We start from the raw sequence: 26,069 nt of genomic DNA on the forward strand, positions 1-26,069 counted from the left end.
AGCCGGTGGCGATCGATCTGACGGACGAAGAACGCAACTATGTCGCGCAGGCGGCCTCGACAGACGCCGGCTTTCTGCCGGCCTTCCTGTCGTCCCTGCCTTATATCGCGCCGGTCGCGCTTTTCGGCGCCTATGGCGTGGCGATCGGCGACGTCACGGCGGTCGCGCTCGCCCTGGCCTGCCTGGTCGCGCTCAATCTGTGGTGGATTCACAGCCAGTGCCGCTCTGCGGCGGTGTTCAAGTCGATCTGCGCCAAGATTGCAGCCGAGCCTGCCGCAACCGATCGGCCTGACGCGGCCTGACCGGCTGCGGCTGGTTTCGTCAGGCGATCCGGGCGCCGCCGACGGCGCCGAGCAGCCAGAGGATCAGGACGATCACGAGCACGAGGCCGAGCACGCCGCCAAGCCCTGCGTTTCCATAGCTGCGATGGCCATAATAACCGCCGCCGCCGAGAAGCAGGATGAGCAGCACGATGATGAGCACGGTGGACATGGCGAACTCCCGTAGAAATGCGCCCGTTGCGGGCGAGGTCTAGCGGGAAACGCCGGCTCCGAACCCTCGGTTCCGCTGCGGGAGCTTCGGATCACTCGACCTTGAGACCGACCTCCTTGATCAGGTCGCCCCAGCGCTTCATCTCCGCCTGCAGGAAGGCGCCGAGCTCTTCCGGGCTGTTGCCGACGGGCTCGGCCGCCAGTGCATCCATCTTGGCGCGCACCGCCGGATCGGCGATTCCCGCCTTCGTGTCCGCCTGGATCTTGGCGATGACGGCGGGCGGCGTCTTGGCCGGCGCGAACAGCGCGAACCATGACGACACGTCGAAGCCCGGCACGGTATCGGCGATCGGCGCGAAGTCCGGCGCCGTCGGCGAGCGCTTCGCCGTGGTGATGCCGAAGCCGCGGATCGAGCCGGCACGCACATGCGGCAGCGCCTGCGGGATATTGTCGAAGATCAGGTCGATGCGCCCGCCGATCAGGTCCTGCGTCGCCTGCGCCGTGCCGCGATAGGGGACGTGGACCATCTTGGTGCCGGTGAGCTTCTGGAACAGCTCGCCGCAGAGATGCACCGAGGTGCCGACGCCGGAGGAGCCATAGGTGAGCTTGCCGGGATTGTCTTTCGCATAGGCGATCAGCTCGGCGACGTTGTTCGCCGGCACCGTCTTGTTGACCACCAGCAGGTTCGGGACCATCGCGACCATGGTAATAGGCGCGAGGTCCTTGGCGGGATCGTAGCTCAGCTTCTGGTAGAGATACTGGTTGGTCGCCATGCCGACCGAGACGATCAGGAAGGTGTCGCCGGTCGGCTCGGCCTTGGCGACGGCATCGGTGCCGATATTGCCGCCGGCGCCCGGCCGGTTCTCGACGACGATGTTGTTGCCCCAGGTCTGGCCGAGCTTGTCGGCGACAAGGCGCGCCAGCACGTCGGTCGCGCCGGCCGGCGGGAAGGGCACCACGAGCTTGAGCAGCCGCCCCTGTGGCCAGGGTTGCTGACTGAGGCCGGCCGTTGGAGCTGCGAGAAGGGCGCCCGTGCCCGCGAGAATGCTGCGGCGGTCGATCATGGCCATCATCGATATCTCCCTGAGGGGCGCGTCTTGCGGCGCCATCGCGCAAGGCTGCGATTCACCGCGCCGCTTGTCCAGCCATCGCGCTTGACCGCCGGGGAGAGGCGCGGCGATTCTCTGATCATGCGCAGCATCTCCCGAATCGCGGCCCTTCTTGTGCCGCTCGCCCTCCTGCCCGCCACCGGCCAGGCCCAGTCGACCGCGGATCAGGAGGCGAAGGCCCGCGCCGCCAATATCGCGGCCTGGCCCGACGCAGCCCGCTCCCTCTTCGGCCAGAAGACCGAGCCGGCGAGCATGCAGGCCCGCGCCATCGGCTCCTATGCCCGCGGCTGCCTGGCTGGCGCCGAGGCGTTGCCGGTCGACGGGCCGAGCTGGCAGGTCATGCGGCTCAACCGCAACCGCAACTGGGGCCATCCAATCTTCATCGATTATCTGGAGAAGCTCGCCCGCGACGTGCCGCGCATCACCGGCTGGGCAGGTCTCCTCGTCGGCGACATGTCGCAGCCGCGCGGCGGGCCGATGCTCACCGGCCATGCCTCGCACCAGATCGGGCTCGATGCCGATATCTGGCTGACACCGATGCCGCGCGGCCGGCTCGACCGTGAGCAGCGCGAGAACATGTCGGCGGTCAACATGGTCCGCTCCGACTGGCGCGACATCGATCCCCGCAACTGGACCCCGGCCCATACGCGGCTGATCCGTGCCGTGGCGGCCGAGCCGAAGGTCGAGCGCATCTTCGTCAATCCGGCGCTCAAGGTCGCGCTCTGCCGCGAGGCGGGGGCCGACAAGAGCTGGCTGGAAAAGGTGCGGCCGATCTGGGGCCACAACTACCATTTCCATATCCGGCTGGCTTGCCCCGCCGGCATGGCGAGTTGCCAGGGGCAGGAGCCGCCGAATTTCGGCGATGGCTGCGGGGCGGAGCTCAGCGGCTGGATCGAGCGCCAGCACAACGCGATCTTCAATCCGCCGAAGCCGAAGCCGGGACCGAAGCCCAAGCCTAAGCCGCCGATGTCGCTCGATGCCCTGCCGCCGGAATGCCGGCAGGTGCTGGTCTCGCGCTGAGCGGACCGCTCAGCGCCGCGGCGGCACGCGTCCGGAGCTGTAGGCGAAGGGATCGTTCCGGGGATTGATCGGCAACGCTTCCTCTGAGTCCTGCTGGTCCATGACGCCGGAGCCGCCGGCATCGCCGAACGCGGCCTCTTCCTCCGAGGGCTCGACGGCGCCCGGCAGCGTCAACGGCCCGCGGTTTTCGCTCGGCAGCGGCTGCGGTTGGAACTGCCCCTGCCGCTGGCGCGCGTCGTACTGCTCCAGGAAGCGTTGCTGCGCATCGAGCCCTTGAGTCTGGCCCCGGCCATAGCTCGCGACAGGGTAGCCGCCCTGGACCGCGCCGGGCGGCCGGATGCCGTCGCTCGGCTGGCGCAGCAAACCGCCGCCTGCGACTGTTGTGCCGGCCGGCGGCGCCGAACCGCGCGGCAACGGCTGGGCCATCGAATAGGGCCGCGTCCGGTCCGGCGGGGGCAGGTTGTAGTTCGGCGTGTACTTGATGATTGGCTTGCAGATAGGCTGGCCCTTCGAACGCCGCGCCAGGTCGATGTGGAAATGGTCGTAATGCACCGGGTCGGCGCCAGGGCCGAGCACCGTCGAGAAATTCTGGCAGGCGCCGACGAAGACCTCGCGCAGGAAATTCTGCTCCTCGGGCGAGCCGCGCCAGCCGTCCTTGACGGTGATCACGCGGTTGTCGTTGAGCCGGAATGAAAAGACGTCGACGGCATTGCCGTAGGCATGCTCCGAGGTTCGCGTCGTCGCGGTGCCGTTGTTCATCGCCCGGCAGGAATAGGAGCCCGCCCGCAATTCGATGACCTGGGCGCCGAGCACGTTCATCGCAGCCGGCTGCACCACCTCCGCCAGCCATTTGTCGGTGGTCGCGACGACCGGGCAGGAGAGGGTGGCCGAGCTGGTCAGCCCGATGCCGCCGTTGGAAAACGCCGAGACCTTCAACGGCTGCTGCATGCCGCAGGTCCCCGGCCCGTCGATCGCCTTGCCGCGCAGGCTGACATAGGACGAGATCTGCACCTGGCGCGAGGCCATGCAGGCCGCTTCCGCCTGGTCGCGCCAGGCGGCGCGCTGGGGCTTCTGGAACTTGCCGCAGCCCGCAAGGCCGGTTGCGCCGACGATGCCGAGTGCGATGAGGGCTAGATGAGCGCGTCGCATGACCAATCAAATGCGAACCGCTTGGTGAACGGTTTCTCAACCGACTGCGTCCAGGTCGCCACAGGCGGATTAACTTTGGCGCCGTGGTGAATCGCGCCTTAATGCGCCGAATCCGGCCTTAACCGAGGCCGGTTCAGCCGTCGTGGACCTTGCCTCAGATGTCGGTAAGATCAGTCCGCGGGGATCGCCGGTTGAACCGTGGCGAAGCTGTGGCGGAGCGCTGGAGAGGGCTCGCGACGAATTTTCGCAGGCAGGAATATCCCCAAATCTAATCAACGATTTAACCGATGATTAAGGGTGATTTAGCCTCTGACCCAGGGTCGCCACGATGCAGCCCCCTTGCGGCCTTCGTCAGTTCTGGTAGCTTCCACGACAGGTCAATGACACAGGAGGGTGTGATGAGTGTCACGCTACGTCTCGACCGATTGATCATGGGTGCGGCCTTCGTTTTCATGATGGCGATCGTTCTGGGAGCGTTCTGACAACGGGTCAGTCTCGAAGTCGCTAGGACCACAAGAGCAATGACAACAACGCCGCCGGGAAGAACTCCCGGCGGCGTTTCTGTTGAAGCGGATAGCGTCGGGCTGGAGCGTTCAGCTCTCGGGGCAGGCGGTTTCCGTCACTTCCCACGACATCATGTTGACCACCCGCCCACAGGTCGCGACCCTGCGACCCTGCGAGGTCCTGATGCAGGACTTGGAGCCTTCCGCGATCTTGCGGCCGTCGTTCCAGCAGAAGCAGAGCGGCTCCGGTGCCTGGGCAAGTCGCGGCTTGTCGAGTGCGATCGCCGGCTCGCCGGCCGCTGCAGCCTCGCTGATCAGGAACAGCACGGCGAGCGCGAGCATCCAGCTCAGCACGCGGTGTCGGTGAGGCCTCGGTCCGGATCCGGTCATGGCTCTCTTCCCGCGCCTCGCAGGGCGAGGCGGCGCGCCAGCTTAGCATATCGGCCCGATTGCAACGAAAAATTATGTGTCGATTTGAAATAGTCAGGAGTTTCAGTCTGTTAGCCGGAAGGGGCCTTGCGTGGAATGCCGGCTCTCTCCATATTGTCGGGAAGTGGGCCCATGGAGGGCTCCGGGAGGAACAATGTCTCTGATTTCGCTCGCCCGTCGTGGACGTGCCGTCGCCCTGGTTGCCGGGGCCCTGTTGCTCGTGCCGCTCGTTGCCGAAGCCCGTCCGGGTGGCGGCCGCAGCTCGGGCAGCCGTGGGTCGTTCACCAATAGCGCGCCGCCGTCGACCAATACGACGCCCGGCGGCGCCCAGACTTTCCAGCGCTCGGCTCCGGCCTCGCCGGCTTCGCCGTCCATGGCGGGTCCTGCGGCCGCCGGTGCAGCGGCGCAGGCCGCGCGCCCGTCCTTCGCGCGCAACATGATGATGGGCATCGGCGCCGGCCTGCTCGGCGCGGGCCTGTTCGGCATGCTCTCGGGCTCGGGCTTCTTCAGTGGTCTGGCCTCGCTCGCCGGCATGCTCGGCTTCCTGCTGCAGATCGGCCTGATCGCCGGCATCATCATGCTCGCCATCCGCTTCTTCCGCCGCCGGTCCGAGCCGCAGCTCGCCGGCGCGGGCGCGCCCTATGCCCGCCAGGGCCATGACGCTCCGCAGTCGCAGCCTGCCATGGCTCGCATGGGCGGTTTCGGTGGTGGCGCCGCTGCTGCCGCGCAGCCGCAGCCGCTCGAACTCACGGGCGAGGATTTCAACGCCTTCGAGCGCCTGCTCGGCGAGGTCAACACCGCCTATTCCAACGAGGACGAGGCTGGTCTGCGTCAGCGGACGACACCCGAGATGTTCGGCTATTTCGACGAGGATCTCAGCGACAATGCCGGCCGCGGCGTGGTCGACCGCGTTTCCGACGTCAAGCTGCTGCAGGGCGACCTGTCGCAGGCTTGGAAGGAAGGGAATGCCGATTACGCGACGGTTGCGATGCGCTTCAGCCTGATCAACGCGGTCTATGACCGCAAGTCCGGCAAGGTCGTCGATGGCAATGCCACGCAGACCCAGGAGGTCAGCGAGTACTGGACCTTCCTGCGCGAGCGCGGCGGCGCCTGGAAGCTCTCGGGCATCCAGCAGGCGGCCTGAGCCTCGACAGCGCGAGGAATACGAGACGGCCGGGGCAACCCGGCCGTTTTGCTATGCGCGGCTTTCGGGTGTTCGGCTGGCGGAGCTCGGCCTATTGGGTTACTGGCGAAGGCATCTGCTTTCGCTACAGAGCCAGACCGGAGCCCGCCTTCCATGAGTGACATGCGTCTCGTCGTCGTCGGTGCCGCCGGGCGGATGGGCCGGATGCTGATCCGCGCGATCGATCAGGCTGAGGGTTGCACGCTCGTGGCCGCGATCGAGCGCCTGGGCTCCGCCGCGCTTGGCGATGATGCCGGCATTCTGGCCGGCCTGCCGGCGTCCGGCGTCAAGGTGACCAGCGATGCCGCCGCGGCCTTCGCCTCCGCCGATGGCGTCCTCGATTTCACTGCGCCCGACGCGACGGTCGCCTTTGCGAAGCTCGCGGCCGAGGCCGGCATCCTGCATGTGGTCGGCACGACCGGGCTGGAGCCCAGGCACCTGGCAGAGCTGGCCGAGGCGGCCAAGCGCACGCCGATCATCCGCTCCGGCAACATGAGCCTCGGCGTCAACCTGCTTGCGGCTTTGGTGCGGAAGGTCGCGGCGACGCTCGGCACCGACTGGGACATCGAGATCGTCGAGATGCATCACCGCATGAAGGTCGATGCGCCCTCAGGGACCGCCGTCCTGCTCGGCGAGGCGGCGGCCGAGGGCCGCGCCGTCGATCTCGCGAAGGCACGCGTTGCCGGCCGCGACGGCATCACCGGCGCGCGCGAGCCCGGCACGATCGGCTTTGCTGCGCTCCGGGGCGGCACCGTGGTCGGCGATCACAAGGTGATCTTCGCAGGTGCAGGCGAGCGGCTCGAACTCGCCCATGTCGCGGAGGATCGCAGCCTCTTCGCCCAAGGCGCGGTCAAGGCCGCGCTCTGGGGCAGGGGACGTGGGCCTCGCCTCTATTCCATGGCCGACGTGCTCGGCCTCGACGCGCTCTGACCATGACCCGCGTCACCGTCGCGCCGGGCGTGGTCCACTGGCCGGGCAAGCTGGCGCCGGAGGAGCAGGCGGCGCTGGTGGCGGAGCTCAGGGCGGTCGCGCGCAAGGCGCCGTTCTTCCAGCCGCGCATGCCGAAGACCGGCACGCCGTTTTCGGTCCGCATGACCAATTGCGGCTCGCTCGGCTGGGTTTCCGACGAGCGTGGCTATCGCTATCAGCCCGAGCACCCCGAGACCGGCGAGCCCTGGCCGATCATGCCGGCGCCGCTGCTCGATCTCTGGCGGGAATTGGCCGGCTATCCGCATCCGCCCGAGGCCTGCCTCGTCAATTTCTATGCGGCCGGCGCCAAGATGGGTCTGCATCAGGACCGCGACGAGCAGGATTTCGATGCTCCCGTCCTGTCGGTCTCGCTCGGCGACGCTGCGCTCTTCCGCATCGGCGGCACGACGCGCGGTGGCAAGACCACCTCGCTCAAGCTGGCATCGGGCGACGTGCTGCTCTTCGGCGGCGAGGCGCGGCTGGCCTATCACGGCATTGACCGCATCCTGACCGGCTCATCCACGCTGCTGCCCGAGGGCGGGCGGATCAACCTGACGCTGAGGCGGGTGACGAAGCCGAAGCCCTAGTCGGCCGATTTGCGCGGCAGGCTCGGGAACGACCAGCCGAACAGCAACGATCCCGCGCGCAGGCCGAAGCAGGCGGCAAGGCCGCCGAACATCACGAGCGGGCCGGAAAAGCCGAGCCCGACAAGCAGGGCCGTCATGCCGGCGCCCGCCGTTGCGGCGGTGACGTAGAAATCGCGGCTCCACAGCACCATCGGCCGGTCGCCGGCCAGGATATCGCGCAGAATGCCGCCGAAGGTCCCGGTCATCGCGCCGAGCGCGACGGCCGAGAGCACCGGCACGGCGGCGTCCAGGCCCTTGAGCGTGCCGATGACGGCGAAGAGCGAGAGGCCGGCGGCATCGGCCCAGATCAGGAGCTTGCGACCGCCCCAGCCTTCGAGGACGCCGGGGCGGAGATAGGCGAGCAGCCAGCAGCCGAGTGCAACGACGGTGCAGGTGATGACGTCGCTGGGATCGCGCACCCAGAAGATGCCGCGCCCGAGCAGGACGTCGCGCAAGGTGCCGCCGCCGACGCCGGTCACGACCGCCAGCAGGATGAAGCCGAACGGATCCATGCCCTTGCGGGCGGCGACGAGGGCGCCGGTCAGCGCGAAGATGGCGACGCCGGCGACCTCGAACACGGCGTCAGTGCTGGGTCGGTTCGCCGGCCGGCGCTTCCGGCGCCTTGGGGGCGCCTGCGGAGACGCCGACGAGGGCAGGGCGCAGCACGCGCTCGCCGATCTTGTAGCCGATCTGCACGACCTTCGAGACCAGCCCCTTGGCGATCGTGGCGTCGGGAGCTTCGAACATCGCCTGGTGCAGGTTGGGGTCGAACTTCTCGCCTTGCGGATCGATCTGGCGCACGCCATGACGTTCCAGCGTCTTGAGCAGTTCGCGCTCGGTCAGCTCGACGCCTTCATGCAGCGCCTTCGCAGCGGCGTCAGCCGTCTTCATCGCGCCGGCCGGCACGCTTTCCAGCGCCCGGCGCAGATTGTCGGAGGAGCCGAGCATGTCGCGCGCGAAGCTGGTCACCGCATAGGCCTTGGCATCGGCGATCTCGCGCTCGGTGCGGCGGCGCAGGTTTTCCATCTCGGCGAGCGTGCGCAGCAGCTTGTCCTTGAGGTCGTCGCGTTCGGCCTGGAGCTTGGCGAGCTGCGCCGCGAGGCCTGCCTCGGCGGTGGCCGCCTGCTCGGGCGCGTCCGCGCCGGCTTCGAGGTTGGGGTCTTCCGTCGCAGGGTTCTGCGTCATTTTATCGTCACGTCCCTTTCCTGGCAGGCTGTGCCGGTCATCCCGGAGCACAGCCGCGTTCGTGCCGGATATCGGCCTTATGGTCGGTTAAATCAAGCGCGGGCCGGCACTTTCGCCTTCGTCTGGGCCGGCTTCTCGGCCTCGAATTTGAAGACGTCTATGAGCGCCTTTCGGATCGTCAGTTGCCGGCCGGTCGAGACGATCTTCGCATGGGTCAGGTCGGTGACGTAGAACACGTCGACGGCCTTCTCGCCGAAGGTCGCGATATGGGCCGAGGCGATATTGAGGTTGAGCTTACCGATCGCGGTGGTGAGATCGTAGAGCAGGCCCGGCCGGTCGAGGCCGGACACTTCCAGCACCGTGTGGCGGGCCGAGAGCACGTTGTCGATCACGACTTCGGGCTCGACCTGGAAGGTCTGCCCGCGCGGCGGCGGCGCACGCCGCTGCGCCACGAGATCGGCGATCTTGATCTCGCCCTTCAAGGCACGCTCGATCGCCGCGGCGATGCGCTCGGCCCGGCGCAACTCGTCGTCGTCGCGGTCGAAGGCGCGTGAGACCGAGATCGTGTCGAGCACCAGACCGTCGCTGGTCGTGAAAATCTGCGCGTCGACGATATTGCCGCCGGCCGCCGCACAGGCGCCGGTGACGATCGCGAGCAGGCGCGGATGGTCGGGCGCCAGCACGGTGAGCTCGGTCACGCCGCGGAACTTGTCGGTCTCGACGATCGTCGCAGTGGTGCGCCCGGCCTGTTCGGCCTCGCGCAGGAAGCGGGCATGCTTCTCCTGCTGTTCCGGATCGACCTTGATCCAGTAGGCCGGGTAGTGTCGCGCCACATAGGCGTCGCGCTCCGCCTCCTCCCAATCGGGCAGGCGCCGGCGCAACTCGTCCTGCTTCATCGCCACGCGCGCCTTGCGCTCGACCGCCGAATGCCCGCCGGTGAGGACGAGCTCGGTCTCGTAGTAGAGTGTGCGCAGCAACTGGCCCTTCCAGCCGTTCCAGACACCGGGTCCGACCGCCTTGATGTCGGCGACGGTGAGGATCAGGAGCAGCTTCAGGCGCTCCAGCGTCTGCACGGTCGCGGCGAAGCTCTCGATCGTCTTGGGGTCGCCGAGATCACGGCTCTGGGCCACCGTCGACATATCGAGATGGTGCTCGACCAGCCAGGCCACGGTCTCCGTCTGGGCCGGCGTCAGACCGAGGCGCGGGCCGAGCTTGCGGGCGATCCGCGTGCCGGCGATCGAATGGTCTTCCGGGCGGCCCTTGGCGATGTCATGCAGGAAGAGCGCGACATAGAGCGCCCGCCGGTTGGCGATGGTCGGCATGATCTCGTTGGCGAGCGGATGTTCGGCCTCCAGCACGCCGGCATCGATCTCGGCCAGCACACCCATGGCCCGGATCAGGTGCTCGTCCACCGTGTAGTGGTGGTACATGTTGAACTGCATCATCGCGACGACGCGGCCGAAATCCGGGACGAAGCGGCCGAGCAGCCCGGATTCGTTCATCCGGCGCAGCACCACTTCCGGTGAGCGCCGTCCGGTCAGGATCTCCAGGAATATGCGGTTGGCCTCGGGATCGTTGCGCAGGCCGGTCGTGACCAGCCGGAGCGACTGCGTCACCAGGCGGCTGGCATCCGGATGGATGGCGAGGTCCTCGCGGCTGGCGATGGCATAGAGCCGGAGCAGGTTGACGGGATCGCGCTCGAAGGCGCTGTCGTCGATGACATCGAGGCGCTGGCTGGTCAGCTTGAAATCGGTGTGGCCGAGCGAACGCTCGCGCTTGCGCTTGGCAAGCGTGTCGAACAGCCGCGACAGCGTCGCGCGCGGTTTCTGCTGGCGTGCCTCCAGTGCGGCACAGACGATGGCGGTGAGGTCGCCGACATCCTTTGCGATCAGGAAGTAGGCCTTCATGAAACGCTCGACCGGCGCCTGCCCGCTGCGCCCGGCATAGCGGATCTCGGCCGCGACCTGCCTCTGCAGGTCGAACGAGAGCCTCTCCTCGGCCCGGCCGGTGATGAAATGCAGCCAGCAGCGCACGCGCCAGAGGAATTCCTCCGAGCGCTGGAACATCTGCAGTTCCTGCTGGTCGAACAGCCCGGCCTCGACCAGCTCGCGCACGTCCTGGACGCGGTAGGCGTATTTGGCGATCCAGAACAGTGTATTGAGGTCGCGCAGGCCCCCCTTGCCGTCCTTGACGTTCGGCTCGACCAGATAGCGCGAGGCGCCGGCCCGCTGCACCCTGAGTTCGCGCTCGGCGAGCTTGGCCTCGGTGAAGGCCTGGGCCGTGCCCTCCACCACCTCGGCATCGAAGCGGCTGACCATCTCGTCGAACAGCGCGCGGTCGCCCACCAGGAAGCGTGCTTCCAGCAGAGCGGTGCGGATCGTCATGTCGGCGCGGGCCTCGCGCACGCAATCGTCGATCGAGCGCACGGAATGGCCGGTCTTCAGCTTCAGGTCCCAGAGCGGATAGAGCATGGATTCGACCACGCTCTCGCCCCAGGCGGTCTGCTTGTGCGGGAACAGGAAGAGCAGGTCGACATCCGAGCCCGGTGCCAGCGTGCCGCGCCCATAGCCGCCGACGGCGACGACCGCGATCCGCTCGGACTGCGAGGGGTTGTCGGCCGGGTAGAAATAATGGGTCGCGGCGTTGTGCAGCGCCCGTACCACGGCATCCATCACCGCCGAGAGCCGGTGCGCGCAGGCAAGACCACCGCGTGGCCCGGCCAGGATTGTCCGGGCGGAGGCATGGCCTTCGTCGAGAATCTGCCGGAGGCCGGCAATGAGCGCCTGCCGCATCCTGGTCTTGTCGCGCCGGCTGATCGTCTCGAACAGCCGCGCGACGCCCGCGTCGGGATTGTTCAGCATCTCGGCGAGCGGCAGGGCAGGCTTGGCGGGAGGCGCGGTCACGAAGGCTCCGTTCCGGCGGACATTCCCTTTCGTACCATGGAGGAGAGGGCAGGGAGAGAGTAAAATTAAACACTCATCAATGTGGTTTGTAGAAAAAAACACTATGGCCTGTATTGTTTGACAAAACGAACGATTGGACCTAAAAGTCGGATACGCGCCGATTTGAGCCACCAGCTTGCGGGCGCGAAACAAGTGCAGCTAAAGCGTGGGGCCAAGGACGCCACCCGTCCCGATCCCTCGCATCACCAGAGGGACCAATCATGACCAAGATCACCCGCCGCCTCGCGCTCGCCTTCGTCGCTGCCGCCGGCCTCGCCGCGCCGGCCTTTGCGCAGGCGCCCAAGGAGATCCGGCTCGATTATGCGACCTACAATCCCGTCAGCCTCCTGCTGAAGGAGCGCGGCTTCCTCGAGAAGGCGCTGGAGGCCGACGGCGTCAAGGTCCGCTGGGTTCTGTCCGCCGGATCGAACAAGGCGCTTGAATTCCTCAATGCCGGGTCGATCGATTTCGGCTCGACCGCCGGCGCCGCCGCCCTGATCGGCAAGATCAACGGCAATCCGATCAAGTCGATCTATGTCTATTCCCGGCCGGAATGGACGGCGCTGGTCACCGGCGCCAAGAGCGAGATCACCAAGGTCGCCGATCTCAAGGGCAAGCGCGTCGCCGTCACGCGCGGTACCGATCCGCATATCTTCCTCGTCCGCGCCCTGGCCGATGCCAGGCTGACCGAGAAGGACGTCAAGCTCGTCCTGCTCCAGCATGCCGATGGCCGCCTCGCGCTGGAGCGCGGCGATGTCGATGCCTGGGCCGGGCTCGACCCGATGATGGCCGCAGCCGAGGTCGAGAGCGGCGCGAAGCTGTTCTACCGCAAGCCGGAGGACAACACCTGGGGCATCCTCAATGTCCGCGAGGCCTTCGCCAACGAGAACCCCGCGCTGGTGAAAAAGGTGCTGGCGGCCTACGAGCAGGCCCGCGCCTACGCCCTCGCCAATCCGGCCGAAGTGAAGAAGGTGCTGGTCGATGCGACCAAGCTCTCCGACGCCGTGATCGAGCGCCAGCTCACCCGCACCGAGCTGACCCATTCCACCATCGGCCAGGCTCAGATCGACGGCATCACTGCCGCCGGCCTCGCGCTGAAGGAGGCAGGGGTTCTGCCGGCCTCGACCGACGTGAAGGCCGCGGTCGACGCACTGCTCGACCGGCGCTTCGCCGCCACCAACTGACGGCAACCCGAGGCGATGAGCGTCCTGGAGATCGCGCCCGCCATCGACGAGCCGGAGCGGCGCCCCGCCGCTCCGCGCCGCTCCTATGGCCTCGCGATCGTCGGCTTCGTCGTGCCGGTGGTGCTGGCCGTCCTCTGGGAATGGCTCGTCGCGGCCGGTATCGCCAATGGCCGCCTGATGCCGCCGCCCAGCGTCGTCGGGCGCACGCTCTGGGGCCTCGCTGCCTCGGGCGAGCTCCTGATCCATGCCGGGGCGACGCTCTGGCGGGTCGCCGCCGGCTTCGGCCTCGGCGCGCTGGCCGGCACGGTGCTCGGCGCGCTGACGGGCGCGCTGCCCGTCGCGCGCAGCCTGCTCGACCCGACCTTGCAGGCGCTGCGCGCGATCCCCTCGATCGCCTGGGTGCCGCTCTTCATCCTCTGGCTCGGCATCTTCGAGGCCTCGAAGGTGGCGCTGATCGCGGTCGGCGTCTTCTTCCCGGTCTATCTTGGCGTCGCCGCCGCGATCCAGGGCATCGACCGCAAGATCGTCGAGGTCGGCCGGGTCTTCCGCCTCTCGCGCCTCGCCATGGTCCGACGTGTCCTGCTGCCGGCAATCCTGCCCGCCTGGATCGTCGCGCTGCGCTCCGGCCTTGGCCTCGGCTTCATGTTCGTCGTCGCGGCCGAGATCATGGGGGCGAGCGAGGGGCTGGGCTATCTGCTCGTGGATGGCCAGCAGCTCGGCCGTCCCGACACCATCATCGCGGCCATCATCAGCTTCGCCGTGCTCGGCAAGCTGGCGGACGGCCTGCTCGTCGCCATCACGCGGCCTTTCCTGACATGGCAGGATACGGCGCGCGACAAGCTCTGAGGCTTATCGTGCTGAGTTTCGACCGGCTCTCCAAGATCTATGCCGACGGCACGCGCGCTCTGTCGGCGATCACGCTCGACGTCGGGCGCGGCGAGATCGTCGCCCTGCTCGGCGGTTCCGGCTGCGGCAAGACCACTTTGCTGCGCCTCGTCGCCGGACTCGACCGGCCGAGCGAAGGCGCGATCCGCCTCGATGGGGAAGTGATCGCTGAGCCGCGCGCCGATGTCGGCGTCATCTTCCAGGAGCCGCGGCTCTTCCCCTGGCTCAGCGTCGCCGAGAATGCGGGCTTCGGCCTGTCGCATCTCCCGACTTCCGAGCGCGAGGGGCTGGTGAGCAATGCGCTGATCCGCGTCGGCCTCGCCGGACATGACAAGCGCTGGCCGCGCGAGCTCTCCGGAGGCCAGCAGCAGCGCGTCGCCATCGCCCGTGCCCTCGTCACGAAGCCGAAGCTCCTGCTGATGGACGAGCCTTTCTCGGCGCTCGACGCCACGACGCGGGCGAGCCTGCACGGCCACCTCCTGGCGCTCTGGCAGGAGAGCCGCCCGACGGTGGTCATGGTCACGCATGATGTCGAGGAGGCCGTGACCCTGGCCGACCGCATCGTGGTGATGCAGCCCAAGCCCGGCCGCATCTTCGACGAGCTCGACAACCCCCTGGCCCGGCCGCGCGACCGGCTCTCGCCCGCCTTCGAGGCGGCGAAGCGCGAGGCTCTGCGCGCGCTCGACCGCTCCTTGCGCGACGAAGCCCCGCATCAGGAGAAGGCGGCCGAAACCGCCGGGATGTGGTGGTGAGTATCGTTTGACAAAACGGACGTACGGACCTTAAAAGAGGATACGCGCCGATTTGAGCCTCAGCTTGCGGGCGCGAAACAAATGCAGCTAAAGCGCGGGACGACGGGACGGCTGATGCCGTCGGCGCTCCTTCCGCCTTGTCTATGGATGGAGCCAGCGATGTCGGCCTCTCTTCACGATTTCTCCCGCTCTCCTGAGAATGCGCCGGCGCGCCCCAGCGCTGGCCAGGTTATCGCCCTGCTCGGTCCTTCCGACGTGAGGGGGGCAAGCTTGCGGGCTTTCGCCGGCCTGAAGGCCGACGATGGAGCGATCCCGACCGCTGAGATCGGCCTGCTCTGTGCCCGGCCGCGCTTCTTTGCCTGGCTCGACCTCACCGAAAACCTGGCCTTCGCCCTGCCGAAGGCGACACCGTTCGAGCGCGAGGGCCTGATCGCCAATGTGCTGGTCCGCCTCGGCCTCGCCGGGCAGGCGAAGCAGCGGCCGGCCGAGCTCTCGCCCGAGGGGCTGCTCCGGCTCGCCATCGCCCGCCTCCTGCTGGTCAGGCCGCGGCTGCTGCTGATCGACGAGCCCTTTGCGGCGCTCGATGCCGAGGCGCGTGCCCGGCTCGCCGCCTTCCTGCCGGAGCTCTGTACGCAGGCGCGCCCTGCCGTCGTCATCGCCACCGGCTCGGTCGAGGAGGCCCTGCGCCTGGCCGATCGCATCCACGTCCTGCCGCGAGAGCCGGGACCGGTTGCCTTCAGCCTCGACAACCTGCTGGCGCGGCCGCGCCAGGAGGGCTCCGTCGGCTTCGTGACGCTGCGCCGCGAATTGCGCCGGGCGCTCGAAAAGGAAAGCCGGCATGCCGTGCCGGACGTGGAGGTGGCGGCCTGAAGCGGTTACAAGCCGGCGGCTGCCTTAGGAGGAATTCAATCATGGACGTCACCGCGCTGCGCGCCTTGCAGGCTCCGCTCAAGGACGAATACCGCACCAATCCCGAGGCGGCGGTCATCACGCTCAAGGCTCATGGCGAGCTCGACGACCAGCATATCGCCTGCAAGGTCGAGACCGGCCGCGCCATCGCGCTTGCCGGCCTGCACCCGGCGACCGGCGGTTCGGGCGCCGAGCTCTGCTCCGGCGACATGCTGCTGGAGGCGCTGGTCGCCTGCGCCGGCGTGACGCTCAAGGCGGTCGCGACGGCGCTGGAGATCGACCTGAAGAAGGGCGTGGTCCGCGCCGAGGGCGATCTCGACTTCCGTGGCACGCTCGGCGTCGCCAAGGATGCGGCGGTCGGCTTCAAGGCGATCCGCCTGTTCTTCGACGTCGAGAGCGACGCGTCGCAGGAGAAGCTCGACACGCTGCTCAAGCTCACCGAGCGCTATTGCGTGGTGTTCCAGACGCTGAACGTGAAGCCGGAATTGTCGGCGACCCTGCAAAGCAACGCCTCCTGACACGGGTCAGGAGGCGCCTGAGAACAGGGTTGGACGGGAGGGCGAGCTAGAACTCCTCCCAGCCCGTGGTGCCGTTGCGGGCGTTCACCGCACGCTGGGCGGGCGCGGGCTTGGCCGCGGCAACCGGGCGCCGCGATTGCTGGAAGGCTGCTTCGGCGAGCTGGCGCAAACGGTCAGGTTCGGACGCAGCCGGCGTGGCGGCGGCCGGCGCGCGCGACGCGGCACCGCCACCTTGATTGGTCCGGAAGGTCGCGACGAGCGTGTTGAGCTGCTCGATCCGGCCCGAGAGCGAGCCGGCCGAGGCCGCGCTCTGCTCGGACAAGGCCGCGTTCTGCTGCGTCATCTCGTCGAGATGCGCGACCGCCTGGCTCATCTCGTCGATGCCGTTGGCCTGTTCGCCGGAGGCTGCCGAGATGTCGGCGATCGTCGCCGCGACCTTCTGCGAGGCCGCGAGGATCTGCGTCAGGGATTCGCCGGCCTTGCGGACGAGCTGGACGCCGTCGGCGACCTCGGCATTCGACGAGGAGATCAGGGTCGAGATGTCCTTGGCCGCCTCGCTCGAGCGCTGCGCCAGCGTGCGAACCTCGGAGGCGACGACGGCAAAGCCCTTGCCGGCATCGCCGGCGCGCGCCGCCTCGACCGCGGCGTTGAGCGCCAGCAGGTTGGTCTGGAAGGCGATGTCGTCGATCACGCGGATGATGTCGGAGATCTTCTGCGATGCCGTCTCGATCCGGGCCATGGCGTCGACTGCCTGGCCGGCGATCGTGCCGCCCGAGCGGGCTGCGCTGGCGGCCTCGTCCGCAGCGGTCGCCGCGGCGCGGGAGGCCTGGGCCGAGGCCTTCACCGAAGCGGCGAGCTCCTCGGTCGTGGCGGCCGTCTCCTCCAGCGAGGAGGCCTGCTCCTCGGTGCGCTTCGACAGGTCGTCGGCGCCCATGCTGATCTCGCGGGCGGCGAGGCCGACATCGGCCGAGGTCGTCTGGATCGTGGCGACCGTGTCCGAGAGGCGGTCGACCGTCTCGTTGAAGTCGTCGCGCAACTTGGCATAGGCGGCGGGCATGTCAGCCTCGATGCGGTGGCGCAAATCCCCCTCCGAAAGGGCGGCAAGCCCCTTGGCCAGCGCGTCGACGACCCGTTCCAGCTCCTGAGCCTGCTCCATCTGCTCGCGCGTCGCAATCTGCCGCTGCGCCTCTGTCTGGCGGCGGGTTTCGCCCATCAGTTCAGCCTGCGCGGCAGCATCCTGTTCCAATCGGATCTTCTCTACGGATGCGTGGTGCAACACCTCGACGGCGTTGGCCATGGCACCGAACTCGCTGTCGCCGCCGAAAGCGGGAACGGGCGTGTCCAGATCGCCTTGAGCGAGCCGCTTCAGAGCCGCGCTCAAGACGGCGAGCGGCTTCATCATGCGGCGCACCAGCCAGAACAGCAGTCCCGCGGCGACGGCCGCAATCGCCAGGCCGGCAACGATGTTGTCGCGGATCATCTCGCCGATGACGGCGAGGAATTCTTCCTGCTTGATGCCGACATAGAGAATGCCGATGACGCTCCCATCCGACTTCTGGATGATCGGCTCGTAGATCGTGAAATAGGGCACGCCGAGAATATCGGCTGCGCCGGAATAGGTCCGCTTCTCCTTGAGGACAGCATCATAGGCCGGGCCCGGCGCCAGCTTGGTGCCGACAGCCCGCGTGCCGTCCGGCTTCATGACATTGGTCGTCACCCGCGTGTCGCCCATGAAGACGGTGGCGGTGCCGCCGGAAAGCTCCTTCACCTTGTCGACCGCGGCGAAGTTCCCGTTGACGGTTTCGTTGCCAAAAATGAGTTTGCCGCCATCGAACCTGGGCTCGCCCTTGGTCAGAAGGATATCCCGCAGAAGGTTGATGTTGACCGTGAGGCTCGACTGGGCTCGCTCCCTCATGGCCTTCTCGGCCGCGCGAAGCGACACCCCGACCGAGGCGGCAACGGCAATACCGACAATCAATACGGCCAATATCGCCAGACGTGTCGCGATCGGAAGTCGCAGAAAAGACAGTTTCAGCATGAAGGGCGATCTCTCGGGAAGAACGACGCAGTGCGGCGGCTACGGAGTGGCGCGCCGCCGGCAACACATAGGTTTTAGGCTGCAGGCGTGTTCGAGATGCCTAATCAGGGCCGGCATTCGATCGTATTGGGTGGTGGATAGCGCCTGAAGTTCTTCCAGATAATGCTTAAAACTGTTCTAATGCCGTAGCGGGCGGGCTGCCCGGGCATGAATGGCACTTTCGCAGCGGCAGATCCGCGGGCGCGGAAGCGCTGGTACCTACTCGGCCGCTCGCTTCAGCTCCAGACCCTTGGCAAAGGGCAGCTTCGGCTCGCTCTTCTCGTCGTCGAAATCGAGCGCGCCGATCTTCTCGGCGCGGCTGGTCACCTTGCCGGCCGAGGTCTTGATCTGGCCGACATCGTCCTGCGCCTGCCGGAAATGAGTGTCGAGCTTGTCGACGCGCTCGCCGAGGCGCCTGACATCGTCGAGCAGCTTGCCGACCTCGCTCTGGATCACCTGCGCTTCCTCGCGCATCCGGGCGTCGCGCACCAGCGACTGCATGAGCTGGATCGCCAGCGCCAGCAGCGAGGGCGAGACGATCATGATCCGGGCACGATGAGCCCGCTGCACGACATCGTCGAAATGCTCGTGCAGGTCGGCATAGATCGATTCCGAGGGCACGAAGAGCAGCGCCACGTCCTGCGTCTCGCCGGGCAGGAAATAGCGCTCGGCGATGTCCTTCACATGCACGCCGACATCGCTGCGCACGCGCTGGCCGGCAGCTTTCCTGGCGTCGTCGCCGCGCGCCTCGCGCAGCAGCGTGAAGCTCTCCAGCGGGAACTTCGCGTCGATGACGAGGCCGCGCCCGTCGCCGGGAAGGGTGACCAGGCAATCCGGCCGCTTGCCGTTCGAGAGCTGCGGCTGGAAGGCGAAGAAGGCGGCGGGCAGGCCGTCGCGGATGATCGCTTCCATGCGGCCCTGGCCATAGGCGCCGCGCGCCTGCTTGTTGGCGAGCACATCCCGGAGGGTCACCACCTCGGAGGTCAGATCGGTCAGGTTCTTCTGGGCATGGTCGATGACCGCCAGCCGTTCCTGCAGCTTGCCGAGGCTTTCGGTCGTCTGCTGGACATTGCGTTCGAGCCCCTGGCCGACCTTGTGGCTCAAGCCGTCCATCCGGTCGGCGACGAGCCGCGCGAGATCGCCCTGCCGGGTCGACAGGATCTCGGCCATGGACTGCATCCGGCCGGCGAGTTCGGCCTGCTGGCGGTTCATTTCCGCGACCTTGTCGTCCATCTCGCGGGCGCGCTCGGCGGCCATCGCGGCCTCGATCGCGCGGCTCTTGCCGCCGCGCCAGCCGGCGATCACCGCCATCAAGAGCAGGGCGAAGCTCAGGGCCCCGAAGCCGAGTGCGGCTTCGGCCCAGGTCACCGGGCGCTCCAGCAGGGTGAAGGCGATCTCGTTCATGCGCAGGAGCCTAGCCGATTCGATGGGGAATTGCGAACGAAAGCGGAACAGTTTGACCGCTCCTCCACAAATGCTTATGTCCCGGGCTCAACAGCTCTTTTCCCTTGGAATCCCATGTCCGTTCGCCCGCTCGTCATCCTGCCCGACGCCCAGCTTCGCCTCGTCTCGAAGCCGGTCGAGGCCGTCACGCCCGAGATCAAGGCGCTGGTCGCGGACATGTTCGAGACGATGTACGACGCGCCCGGTATCGGGCTCGCGGCGATCCAGATTGGCGTGCCCTTGCGCGTGGTGACGATCGACCTGTCGAAGCCCGAGGCGAAGGAGGGCGAGGAGCCCGAGCCGAAGAAGCCGCAGGTCTTCATCAATCCGGAGGTCACCTGGTCCTCGGACGAGTTCAGCGCCTACGAGGAGGGCTGCCTCTCGATTCCCGAATATTACGAGGAGGTCGAGCGCCCTGCCGAGGTAAAGGTCCGCTACCTGGATCTCGACGGCAAGACGCAGGAAATCGCGGCGGATGGCCTGCTCGCGACCTGCCTGCAGCACGAGATCGACCATCTCGACGGCGTGCTCTTCATCGACCATCTCTCGCGCCTGAAGCGCGAGCGCGTCACCAAGAAATTCGCCAAGGCGGCCAAGCGTTCGGCGGCCTGAGGTTTTCCAATCCGCGCGCCGTCATCCCGGACGGAGCGAAGCGCAGATCCGGGATGACGGCGCGTCGGCAGGAGAGGTTCGGGCATGGATCCCGGGCCTCCCTGCGGTCGCCCGGGATGACATTCGTTTTTAGGTAAGGTCGAGCGTATGAGTTTGCGCGTCATCTTCATGGGCACGCCGGATTTCGCCGTGCCGGTGCTGACCGAGATCGTCGGCCAGGGGCATGAGGTCGTTTCCTGCTATACCCGCGCCCCGGCGCAGGCCGGCCGCGGCCTCGAAACGAAGCCCTCGCCGGTGCATCGCGCAGCCGAGCGCTTCGGCATTCCGGTCTTCACCCCCGCTACGCTCAAGACGCCGGAGCAGGCCGAGATCATCGCCTCGCACCAGGCCGATGTCGCCGTCGTCGTCGCCTATGGCATGATCCTGCCCCAGGCGATCCTCGATCTGCCCGAGCTCGGCTGCCTGAACCTCCATGCCTCGTTGCTGCCGCGCTGGCGTGGCGCCGCCCCGATCCAGCGCGCGATCATGGCCGGCGATGCCGAGAGCGGCGTCTGCGTGATGAAGATGGAAGCCGGTCTCGATACCGGCCCCGTCGCCATGGTCGAGAACCTGACGATCGGCCCGGACATGACGGCCGGCGAACTGCACGACCAGTTGAGCATCCTTGGCGCCGACCTGATGGTGCGCGCGCTGGCGGCGCTCGGGCGCGGCGGCCTGCAGTTCACGCCGCAGCCCGAAGAGGGCGTGACCTATGCCAGCAAGATCGCCAATGCCGAGGCGAAGCTGAGCTGGGCCCTGCCGGCGCAGCAGGTCCATGACCTCGTGCGCGGCCTCTCGCCTTTCCCGGGTGCCTTCGCCGAGATCGATCTCGGCAAGGGACCGGAGCGCCTGAAGATCCTGCGCACGGCTCGTGCCGGCGGCGCGGCCGAGCCCGGCACGTTGCTCGACGACGAGGGTACCGTCGCCTGCGCCGTCGGGGCGGTGAAGCTGCTTCAGGTCCAGCGCGCCGGCAAGGCGCCGATGAGCGGGGCCGAGTTCCTGCGCGGCGCCCGGCTCGGAGCCGGTGCCAAGCTCTGAATCGATGATCTCATCCTTCACGCCGTCATCCCGGGCGCAGCGCAGCGAAGACCCGGGATCCATGCCGGAACCCTCATCGACGATGCTCCGGCATGGATCCCGGATCGGCGCGGCTTCGCCGCTTGTCCGGGATGACGGCGCAGGGGTGGGGAAGGTCGCCTGATGCCGCGCTACAAGCTCGTCATCGAATATGACGGCACGCCGTTCTCGGGCTGGCAGCGCCAGCTCAACGGCCCGTCCGTGCAGCAGAGCGTCGAGGAGGCGGTCGAGGCCTTCTGCGGCCACCCCGTTCGTTTGCATTGTGCCGGCCGCACTGATGCCGGCGTCCATGCCACCCATCAGGTCGCCCATGTCGATATCGACAAGGAGTGGCGCACCGATGTCGTGCGCGACGCGACCAATGCCCGGCTGAAGCGGATTCCGGTCGCCGTGCTCAGCGCCGAGCTGGTGCCCGACACTTTCGACGCCCGCATCTCGGCGCGGCGCCGCTATTACGTCTATCGTATCCTCGACCGCCGGGCTCAGCCGGCCCTGGAGCGCGAGCGCGTCTGGCATGTGCCGGTCAAGCTCGACCACGAGGCGATGGACCGTGCCGCCAAGGCGCTGCTCGGCCAGCACGACTTCACCACCTTCCGCGCCGCCGAGTGCCAGGCCAACAGCCCGATCCGCACGCTCGACCGCTGCGATGTCCGCCGCGAGGGCTCGGAGATCGTCGTCTATGTCCATGCCCGGTCGTTCCTGCATCATCAGGTGCGCTCGATCGTCGGTTGCCTGAAGATGGTGGGCATGGGCAGGTGGCCGGAGAACAAGGTCGGCAAGGTCCTGGCCGCGCGCGACCGCTCGCAATGCGCGGCTCTGGCGCCGTCCTGCGGGCTCTATCTCGCCGGCGTCGACTACGTCGAACAGACGGGCTGAAGCCCAGCTTCGTCAGAACAGGCCGAACAGCCGGGTGACGCCGTAGTCGAGCATCACGCTGGCGACGACCAGCGTCATGGCGATGGCGCGGCTCTCCGCCCCGAACACGGCCCGCGCCACGCAATAGCGCAGCCGCAGCACGATCACGCCGAAGAACAGCGACTGCACGATCGCCAGCGCCGGCGGCGCCCAGCCGATCGCGAAGATCGCCGCGGGGATAGCCATCAGGCTGGCCGAGACGATGCCGGCCCAGTTCCAGGCGATGACGAAGCTGGTGAAGCGCGGGCTCTGCGCGAGCTCCGGACGCAAGGCGATCAGCAGGGCTGGCACTGCCAGGATCGTCAGGGCGAGCGCGGCGATCACGGACAGAGCGAGAGCCGGGGCGGTGAAGAGCCCGCTGCTGTTCGGCAGCCCGGCGGTGAGCCGTGCTGCGGCGAGAATGGCGATGGTCGCCGGCAGCATCAGCGCGAAGGCGAGGAAGGAACGCCAGAACCCGTCCCGGGTCAGGTCGAGTTCCGGCAGGGCCTCGGCCCCGCGGGTCATCAGGTGCCAGGAGCCGCGCAGCGAACGCGCGACGTCATCGGCTGCCAGCCTCATCACGGTCTCCATGATCTGCGGTGTTAGACTTTCGTCTAACGGAGATAATGGACCCTTGTTCCGGGGCGTCAAGCCGGATGCTGCGCCGCAAAATAGCTGGCGAGTAAACGATGCGTGATCCGTTCGAGCGACAGAAGGTCGGCGACGGCGACGCATTCGTCGATCTGATGCATCGTCTTGCCGACGACGCCGTACTCGACGACGGGGCAATAGTTCTTGATGAAGCGCGCATCCGACGTGCCGCCCGTGGTCGAGAGCGCCGGGCGCTTGCCGGTCTCGGCCTCGACGGCGTCGGCGACGAGCGCGACGAAGGGGCCGGGCTCGGTCAGGAACGCGACGGCATTGGTCGGCTGCACCTCGAGCGTGTAGCGCACCTGGTTGCCGGCGGCGTCCCGCAGGCGCCGCTCCAGCTCGGCAGCGAGCGTCTCCGGCGTCCAGGTATCGTTGAAGCGGATGTTGAAGGCCGCCTTCGCCTGCGCCGGGATGACGTTGGTCGCGGGGTTGCCGACATCGAGCGTGGTCACTTCGAGATTGCTCGGGTCGAAATGCTGCGTGCCGCCGTCGAGCGGCGTCGCGTCGAGAGCCGCCAGCAGGCGGACCATGCCGCGGATCGGGTTGTCGGCGAGATGGGGATAGCCGACATGGCCCTGCGTGCCCTGTACGGTCAGCTTGCCGGTGAGCGAGCCCCGCCGGCCGATCTTGATCATGTCGCTCATCGCAGCCGGATTGGTCGGCTCGCCGAGGATGCAATGGTCGAAGCGCTCGCCGCGCTCATGCGCCCAGGCCAGCAGCTTGACCGTGCCGTTGAGCGAGGGGCCTTCCTCGTCGCCGGTGACCAGGAAGACGATCGAGCCGGGCGCATCGGGATTGTCGCGTCGGTAGCGGATCGCGGCTGAGACCATGGCGGCGAGGCCGCCCTTCATGTCGCAGGCGCCGCGTCCATAGAGCGTGCCGTTCTCGATCGCGCCGCCGAAGGGCTCGCGCGTCCAGGCGGCGGCGTCGCCGACGGGAACGACATCGGTATGGCCGGCGATCACGAAGACGGGAGCTGTGCTGCCGATGCGCGCATAGAGATTCTCGACATCCGGCGTATCAGGCTCGCTGAAGGCGGGGCGGTACACCGCGTAGCCTTCCGCCGACAGCACGGCATCGAGCAATGCGAGCGCTCCGCTTTCCTCGGGCGTCACCGAGGGGCAGCGGACCAGAGCCTGCGTCAGCGCGACGGGATCGGTCGGATCGAAGGAGAGGGCAGGGGCGGAGGAGGTCGGTGCGGCGCTCATTCCGCCGCTTTAGCACCAGCCGGGTCGGCCGCAACCCCCTCCCGCGCCTTCGCCGATGGCAGCAGCCCGAGATCGATGAAGGCGACGACCCAGGCCATGGTCGCGATCGCCTCCAGTGACGGGCGCCAGCCGATCGACAGGAAGGGCCGCAACTGCTCCGGCAGCACGATGGCGCAGATCAGCAGGATGCCGAACAGAGGGGTGCTGCCGCGGTCGCTGGCGCGCTTCGCCGCCAGCGCTGCCCAGGGAAACAGGGCGAAGGCCTTGATGAAGGCGATGACCATCGCCGCGTTGTGATGATCCGCCAGGAGCAGGACGGTGCGCTCGGTCGCGAGCAGCGTCAGCGCAACGGCGATACTGCCGAGCCAGAAGGTCCGCAGGCCGATGCGGCCGTGAAAGTCAGTGAACAGGCGGACCAGGGACATGTTGCGGGCTCCGATGGGCGGTTGTCGCATGGTCAGCTTCGGGGTTGAAGCTTATGGTCAATAAAGGGTTAATGGGGCGCCTAAGAGTTTATCTCGGTGGAGAAAAAGGCTTGAACGGGGCGGGGCTGGCCGTTAGCTGCGGAAGGCGCGGCGCTTTTCAGCGCGCGGCCTGACTTTTCCCGTTTCCGTGAAGTGCAGTCGAAGGGCGCGTTCGCGCGGCCCGAGTGAGGTTTCGAGCATGACCATCCGTTTCCATCGCGGCGACCTGCCGGACGGCTACGACGCCGGATCGAGCGTCGCGATCGACACCGAGACGCTCGGCCTCAACCCGCATCGCGACCGGCTCTGCGTCGTCCAGCTTTCGCGTGGCGACGGCACCGCCGATGTCGTGCAGATTCCGAAGGGCGGCGAGCGGCCGAAGAACCTGATCCGCCTGCTCGAGGATCCGGGCGTGCTGAAGCTCTTCCACTTCGCCCGCTTCGACGTCGCCGTGCTCAAGCATGCCTTCGGCGTGGTTACGGCGCCGGTCTATTGCACCAAGATCGCCTCGAAGTTGACCCGCACCTATACCGACCGGCACGGGCTCAAGGATCTCGTGCGCGAGCTGCTCGGCGTCGAATTGTCGAAGCAGCAGCAATCCTCGGATTGGGGCGCGGATACTTTGAGCGAGGCACAGTTGGCCTACGCTGCCTCCGATGTCCTGCATCTCCATGCGCTGCACGAGAAGCTGGAGACCATGCTCGCGCGTGAAGGGCGCCGGCATCTCGCCCAGGCCTGTTTCCAATTCCTGCCCTATCGTGCCGAGCTCGATCTCGCCGGCTGGGACGAGACCGACATCTTCGCGCACACTTGACAATTTAGAAGGCTTCTTGCGTCAGTCTGCGCGCAGGCTGAGCGCGCGGTTGGGCGATCGGGCCTTCCTGGACGAGCCGCGCGGGGGCGCGATGCGGCCCGTTCCGTGACACGAAAATGCCGTGAGCGGCTGCCATTGCGCGGGGCATGACTTTGGCAATGACCTTCAACGACCCGGCGGCGGGGCTGTCCGCGCAGGCGGCGCGCCGTCGCGCGGCCTTCGGCGCGGCGCGGCGTCATACGCGGCTGGTGCATCTCCTGCGCCGCGTGATTCCGGTCGCCGCCGTGGCGCTTGTGCTGGCGCTCGTCGTGATTCCCTTCCTCGCGCCGCTCGGCGGCAAGCTCGCCAATGTCTCGATCAGCTCCGTCGGCATCACCGGCGGCAAGGTCAGGATGGAGACGCCGAAGCTCTCCGGCTACCGCAAGGATAACCGGCCCTATCAGGTCACGGCTGAGAACGCTTTCCAGGAGATCAGGAACCCGACGCAGGTCGAGCTCCAGACCCTCACGGCCCGCATCCAGATGGAGCGCGAGGGCTGGGTGACGGTGAACGCGAAGACGGGTCTGTTCGATACGCAGAAGGAGAAGCTGCGCCTCGTCGACGACGTCAAGATCCGCACCGAGAACGGTCACGACATGCAGATGAAGACGGCCGATGTCGACTTCAAATCCGGCACGGTGGTATCGAAGGAGCCCGTCAAGGTCAGCCTCGGCGAGACCACGGTCGATGCCGACACACTTGACGTGAAGAACAATGGCGAGTTGATCGCTTTCGAGGGGCGGGTCCGGGTCTTCATCCGGAACGCGCCAGCAGGTACGATCGCAGGCCCCGAGCGCGAGGGCAGCAAGCCGATGCTGGAACTGCTGAACGCGAATCGGGTTCCCCCCGCGAATGCAGTGCCGGCAGGCGATGCCGGTAACGGGAAGAGACAGTGAC

Annotated in this window: 27 protein-coding genes; 15 read left to right on the forward strand and 12 right to left on the reverse strand. The window is 67.5% G+C overall.

Annotated features, from left to right (window positions below; translation table 11 throughout):
* Positions 1-5 precede the first annotated feature (5 nt).
* Complete coding sequence (locus Q9235_RS09475; protein WP_306226620.1) at positions 6-302, forward strand: hypothetical protein; 297 nt, start codon at positions 6-8, stop codon at positions 300-302.
* A 19-nt stretch (positions 303-321) separates the two neighbouring features.
* On the opposite strand, the gene Q9235_RS09480 is transcribed toward Q9235_RS09475, so the two are convergent.
* Together Q9235_RS09480 and Q9235_RS09485 are read right to left on the reverse strand one after the other, a co-directional pair.
* Positions 322-492, reverse strand: a complete 171-nt coding sequence (locus Q9235_RS09480; protein WP_306226621.1) for a DUF3309 family protein — start codon at positions 490-492, stop codon at positions 322-324.
* Positions 493-583: 91 nt separating this feature from the next.
* On the reverse strand, positions 584-1,564 hold the full coding sequence (locus Q9235_RS09485; RefSeq protein WP_306226622.1) for a Bug family tripartite tricarboxylate transporter substrate binding protein: 981 nt from the start codon (positions 1,562-1,564) through the stop codon (positions 584-586).
* Between the two features lie 117 nt (positions 1,565-1,681).
* Between Q9235_RS09485 and mepA the strand changes: the two genes are divergently transcribed.
* Complete coding sequence (mepA, locus tag Q9235_RS09490) at positions 1,682-2,620, forward strand: penicillin-insensitive murein endopeptidase (protein WP_306226623.1); 939 nt, start codon at positions 1,682-1,684, stop codon at positions 2,618-2,620.
* Positions 2,621-2,629: 9 nt separating this feature from the next.
* Here the strand turns inward: mepA and Q9235_RS09495 are convergent, their stop codons facing one another.
* Positions 2,630-3,769: an extensin-like domain-containing protein gene (locus Q9235_RS09495; protein WP_306226625.1), complete on the reverse strand. Its 1,140-nt coding sequence runs from the start codon at positions 3,767-3,769 to the stop codon at positions 2,630-2,632.
* Between the two features lie 593 nt (positions 3,770-4,362).
* Complete coding sequence (locus Q9235_RS09500; RefSeq protein WP_306226627.1) at positions 4,363-4,662, reverse strand: hypothetical protein; 300 nt, start codon at positions 4,660-4,662, stop codon at positions 4,363-4,365.
* A 193-nt stretch (positions 4,663-4,855) separates the two neighbouring features.
* On the opposite strand from Q9235_RS09500, the gene Q9235_RS09505 reads away from it, so the two are divergent.
* The 3 genes from Q9235_RS09505 (at position 4,856) to Q9235_RS09515 (ending at position 7,440) form a co-directional block, all read left to right on the forward strand.
* Complete coding sequence (locus Q9235_RS09505; RefSeq protein ID WP_306226628.1) at positions 4,856-5,845, forward strand: Tim44 domain-containing protein; 990 nt, start codon at positions 4,856-4,858, stop codon at positions 5,843-5,845.
* A 162-nt stretch (positions 5,846-6,007) separates the two neighbouring features.
* Complete coding sequence (gene dapB, locus Q9235_RS09510) at positions 6,008-6,814, forward strand: 4-hydroxy-tetrahydrodipicolinate reductase (protein WP_306228177.1); 807 nt, start codon at positions 6,008-6,010, stop codon at positions 6,812-6,814.
* Positions 6,815-6,816: 2 nt separating this feature from the next.
* On the forward strand, positions 6,817-7,440 hold the full coding sequence (locus Q9235_RS09515) for an alpha-ketoglutarate-dependent dioxygenase AlkB family protein (RefSeq protein WP_306226630.1): 624 nt from the start codon (positions 6,817-6,819) through the stop codon (positions 7,438-7,440).
* Here the strand turns inward: Q9235_RS09515 and Q9235_RS09520 are convergent.
* From Q9235_RS09520 to Q9235_RS09530, 3 genes are all read right to left on the reverse strand, one after another.
* The gene (locus tag Q9235_RS09520; protein WP_306226631.1) at positions 7,437-8,057 is read right to left on the reverse strand and encodes a trimeric intracellular cation channel family protein; all 621 of its coding nucleotides are present in this window, start codon (positions 8,055-8,057) and stop codon (positions 7,437-7,439) included. The two genes, Q9235_RS09515 and Q9235_RS09520, sit on opposite strands and share 4 nt — an antisense overlap.
* 4 nt (positions 8,058-8,061) lie before the next feature.
* Positions 8,062-8,664, reverse strand: a complete 603-nt coding sequence (gene grpE / locus Q9235_RS09525) for a nucleotide exchange factor GrpE (protein ID WP_306226633.1) — start codon at positions 8,662-8,664, stop codon at positions 8,062-8,064.
* Positions 8,665-8,756: 92 nt separating this feature from the next.
* Complete coding sequence (locus Q9235_RS09530) at positions 8,757-11,525, reverse strand: [protein-PII] uridylyltransferase (RefSeq protein ID WP_306228179.1); 2,769 nt, start codon at positions 11,523-11,525, stop codon at positions 8,757-8,759.
* Between the two features lie 302 nt (positions 11,526-11,827).
* Between Q9235_RS09530 and Q9235_RS09535 the strand changes: the two genes are divergently transcribed.
* The 5 genes from Q9235_RS09535 to Q9235_RS09555 all read left to right on the forward strand — a co-directional run bounded on the left by Q9235_RS09535 (position 11,828) and on the right by Q9235_RS09555 (position 15,854).
* Positions 11,828-12,790: an aliphatic sulfonate ABC transporter substrate-binding protein gene (locus Q9235_RS09535; protein WP_306226634.1), complete on the forward strand. Its 963-nt coding sequence runs from the start codon at positions 11,828-11,830 to the stop codon at positions 12,788-12,790.
* 15 nt (positions 12,791-12,805) lie between these two features.
* A complete protein-coding gene (locus Q9235_RS09540) occupies positions 12,806-13,636 on the forward strand; it encodes an ABC transporter permease (RefSeq protein ID WP_306226635.1) in 831 nt (276 codons plus the stop codon).
* Positions 13,637-13,644: 8 nt separating this feature from the next.
* Positions 13,645-14,427 (forward strand): ABC transporter ATP-binding protein, encoded by a 783-nt coding sequence (locus Q9235_RS09545; protein ID WP_306226636.1) that lies wholly within the window; start codon positions 13,645-13,647, stop codon positions 14,425-14,427.
* A gap of 270 nt (positions 14,428-14,697) precedes the next feature.
* The gene (locus Q9235_RS09550) at positions 14,698-15,297 is read left to right on the forward strand and encodes an ATP-binding cassette domain-containing protein (protein ID WP_306226637.1); all 600 of its coding nucleotides are present in this window, start codon (positions 14,698-14,700) and stop codon (positions 15,295-15,297) included.
* Positions 15,298-15,338: 41 nt separating this feature from the next.
* Positions 15,339-15,854, forward strand: coding sequence for an OsmC family protein (locus Q9235_RS09555; protein ID WP_306226638.1), 516 nt, complete (start codon positions 15,339-15,341; stop codon positions 15,852-15,854).
* A gap of 46 nt (positions 15,855-15,900) precedes the next feature.
* On the opposite strand, the gene Q9235_RS09560 is transcribed toward Q9235_RS09555, so the two are convergent.
* Together Q9235_RS09560 and Q9235_RS09565 are read right to left on the reverse strand one after the other, a co-directional pair.
* On the reverse strand, positions 15,901-17,769 hold the full coding sequence (locus tag Q9235_RS09560) for a methyl-accepting chemotaxis protein (RefSeq protein ID WP_306226639.1): 1,869 nt from the start codon (positions 17,767-17,769) through the stop codon (positions 15,901-15,903).
* 381 nt (positions 17,770-18,150) lie between these two features.
* Complete coding sequence (locus Q9235_RS09565) at positions 18,151-19,335, reverse strand: DNA recombination protein RmuC (protein WP_306226640.1); 1,185 nt, start codon at positions 19,333-19,335, stop codon at positions 18,151-18,153.
* Between the two features lie 114 nt (positions 19,336-19,449).
* Here Q9235_RS09565 and def point away from each other — a divergent pair, with 114 nt between their 5' ends.
* The 3 genes from def (at position 19,450) to truA (ending at position 21,978) form a co-directional block, all read left to right on the forward strand.
* Positions 19,450-19,986: a peptide deformylase gene (gene def / locus Q9235_RS09570; protein ID WP_306226641.1), complete on the forward strand. Its 537-nt coding sequence runs from the start codon at positions 19,450-19,452 to the stop codon at positions 19,984-19,986.
* A gap of 147 nt (positions 19,987-20,133) precedes the next feature.
* Positions 20,134-21,063 carry a methionyl-tRNA formyltransferase gene (gene fmt, locus Q9235_RS09575; protein ID WP_306226643.1) on the forward strand — a complete coding sequence of 310 codons (930 nt, stop codon included), beginning with the start codon at positions 20,134-20,136 and terminating at the stop codon, positions 21,061-21,063.
* A 162-nt stretch (positions 21,064-21,225) separates the two neighbouring features.
* On the forward strand, positions 21,226-21,978 hold the full coding sequence (gene truA / locus Q9235_RS09580; protein WP_306226644.1) for a tRNA pseudouridine(38-40) synthase TruA: 753 nt from the start codon (positions 21,226-21,228) through the stop codon (positions 21,976-21,978).
* Between the two features lie 12 nt (positions 21,979-21,990).
* Here truA and Q9235_RS09585 read toward each other — a convergent pair whose 3' ends face one another.
* From Q9235_RS09585 to Q9235_RS09595, 3 genes are all read right to left on the reverse strand, one after another.
* Positions 21,991-22,575, reverse strand: a complete 585-nt coding sequence (locus Q9235_RS09585; RefSeq protein ID WP_306226646.1) for a hypothetical protein — start codon at positions 22,573-22,575, stop codon at positions 21,991-21,993.
* A gap of 68 nt (positions 22,576-22,643) precedes the next feature.
* A complete protein-coding gene (gene dapE, locus Q9235_RS09590) occupies positions 22,644-23,855 on the reverse strand; it encodes a succinyl-diaminopimelate desuccinylase (RefSeq protein WP_306226647.1) in 1,212 nt (403 codons plus the stop codon).
* Complete coding sequence (locus Q9235_RS09595) at positions 23,852-24,280, reverse strand: DUF805 domain-containing protein (RefSeq protein WP_306226648.1); 429 nt, start codon at positions 24,278-24,280, stop codon at positions 23,852-23,854. The genes dapE and Q9235_RS09595 overlap by 4 nt, the downstream gene beginning before the upstream one ends.
* 238 nt (positions 24,281-24,518) lie before the next feature.
* On the opposite strand from Q9235_RS09595, the gene Q9235_RS09600 reads away from it, so the two are divergent.
* Positions 24,519-25,133 (forward strand): ribonuclease D, encoded by a 615-nt coding sequence (locus tag Q9235_RS09600; protein ID WP_306226649.1) that lies wholly within the window; start codon positions 24,519-24,521, stop codon positions 25,131-25,133.
* Positions 25,134-25,291: 158 nt separating this feature from the next.
* Entirely contained in the window at positions 25,292-26,068 is a 777-nt protein-coding gene (lptC, locus tag Q9235_RS09605) for an LPS export ABC transporter periplasmic protein LptC (RefSeq protein ID WP_306226651.1), read from the forward strand.
* The last annotated feature ends 1 nt before the right edge of the window (position 26,069 follow it).

Origin of the sequence: Bosea beijingensis, from assembly GCF_030758975.1 — a bacterium.
In the GTDB taxonomy this organism is placed as follows: Bacteria; Pseudomonadota; Alphaproteobacteria; order Rhizobiales; family Beijerinckiaceae; genus Allobosea; species Allobosea beijingensis.

What these genes read in the sequence shown, in the direction of transcription:
- Q9235_RS09480 (WP_306226621.1), bottom strand. Translation starts at nt 492, where the DNA reads ATGTCCACCGTGCTCATCATCGTGCTGCTCATCCTGCTTCTCGGCGGC.
- Q9235_RS09485 (WP_306226622.1), bottom strand. Translation starts at nt 1,564, where the DNA reads ATGATGGCCATGATCGACCGCCGCAGCATTCTCGCGGGCACGGGCGCC.
- mepA (WP_306226623.1), top strand. Translation starts at nt 1,682, where the DNA reads ATGCGCAGCATCTCCCGAATCGCGGCCCTTCTTGTGCCGCTCGCCCTC.
- Q9235_RS09495 (WP_306226625.1), bottom strand. Translation starts at nt 3,769, where the DNA reads ATGCGACGCGCTCATCTAGCCCTCATCGCACTCGGCATCGTCGGCGCA.
- Q9235_RS09500 (WP_306226627.1), bottom strand. Translation starts at nt 4,662, where the DNA reads ATGACCGGATCCGGACCGAGGCCTCACCGACACCGCGTGCTGAGCTGG.
- Q9235_RS09505 (WP_306226628.1), top strand. Translation starts at nt 4,856, where the DNA reads ATGTCTCTGATTTCGCTCGCCCGTCGTGGACGTGCCGTCGCCCTGGTT.
- dapB (WP_306228177.1), top strand. Translation starts at nt 6,008, where the DNA reads ATGCGTCTCGTCGTCGTCGGTGCCGCCGGGCGGATGGGCCGGATGCTG.
- Q9235_RS09515 (WP_306226630.1), top strand. Translation starts at nt 6,817, where the DNA reads ATGACCCGCGTCACCGTCGCGCCGGGCGTGGTCCACTGGCCGGGCAAG.
- grpE (WP_306226633.1), bottom strand. Translation starts at nt 8,664, where the DNA reads ATGACGCAGAACCCTGCGACGGAAGACCCCAACCTCGAAGCCGGCGCG.
- Q9235_RS09530 (WP_306228179.1), bottom strand. Translation starts at nt 11,525, where the DNA reads ATGCTGAACAATCCCGACGCGGGCGTCGCGCGGCTGTTCGAGACGATC.
- Q9235_RS09535 (WP_306226634.1), top strand. Translation starts at nt 11,828, where the DNA reads ATGACCAAGATCACCCGCCGCCTCGCGCTCGCCTTCGTCGCTGCCGCC.
- Q9235_RS09540 (WP_306226635.1), top strand. Translation starts at nt 12,806, where the DNA reads ATGAGCGTCCTGGAGATCGCGCCCGCCATCGACGAGCCGGAGCGGCGC.
- Q9235_RS09555 (WP_306226638.1), top strand. Translation starts at nt 15,339, where the DNA reads ATGGACGTCACCGCGCTGCGCGCCTTGCAGGCTCCGCTCAAGGACGAA.
- Q9235_RS09560 (WP_306226639.1), bottom strand. Translation starts at nt 17,769, where the DNA reads ATGAGGGAGCGAGCCCAGTCGAGCCTCACGGTCAACATCAACCTTCTG.
- Q9235_RS09565 (WP_306226640.1), bottom strand. Translation starts at nt 19,335, where the DNA reads ATGAACGAGATCGCCTTCACCCTGCTGGAGCGCCCGGTGACCTGGGCC.
- def (WP_306226641.1), top strand. Translation starts at nt 19,450, where the DNA reads ATGTCCGTTCGCCCGCTCGTCATCCTGCCCGACGCCCAGCTTCGCCTC.
- fmt (WP_306226643.1), top strand. Translation starts at nt 20,134, where the DNA reads ATGAGTTTGCGCGTCATCTTCATGGGCACGCCGGATTTCGCCGTGCCG.
- truA (WP_306226644.1), top strand. Translation starts at nt 21,226, where the DNA reads ATGCCGCGCTACAAGCTCGTCATCGAATATGACGGCACGCCGTTCTCG.
- Q9235_RS09585 (WP_306226646.1), bottom strand. Translation starts at nt 22,575, where the DNA reads ATGAGGCTGGCAGCCGATGACGTCGCGCGTTCGCTGCGCGGCTCCTGG.
- dapE (WP_306226647.1), bottom strand. Translation starts at nt 23,855, where the DNA reads ATGAGCGCCGCACCGACCTCCTCCGCCCCTGCCCTCTCCTTCGATCCG.
- Q9235_RS09595 (WP_306226648.1), bottom strand. Translation starts at nt 24,280, where the DNA reads ATGTCCCTGGTCCGCCTGTTCACTGACTTTCACGGCCGCATCGGCCTG.
- Q9235_RS09600 (WP_306226649.1), top strand. Translation starts at nt 24,519, where the DNA reads ATGACCATCCGTTTCCATCGCGGCGACCTGCCGGACGGCTACGACGCC.
- lptC (WP_306226651.1), top strand. Translation starts at nt 25,292, where the DNA reads ATGACCTTCAACGACCCGGCGGCGGGGCTGTCCGCGCAGGCGGCGCGC.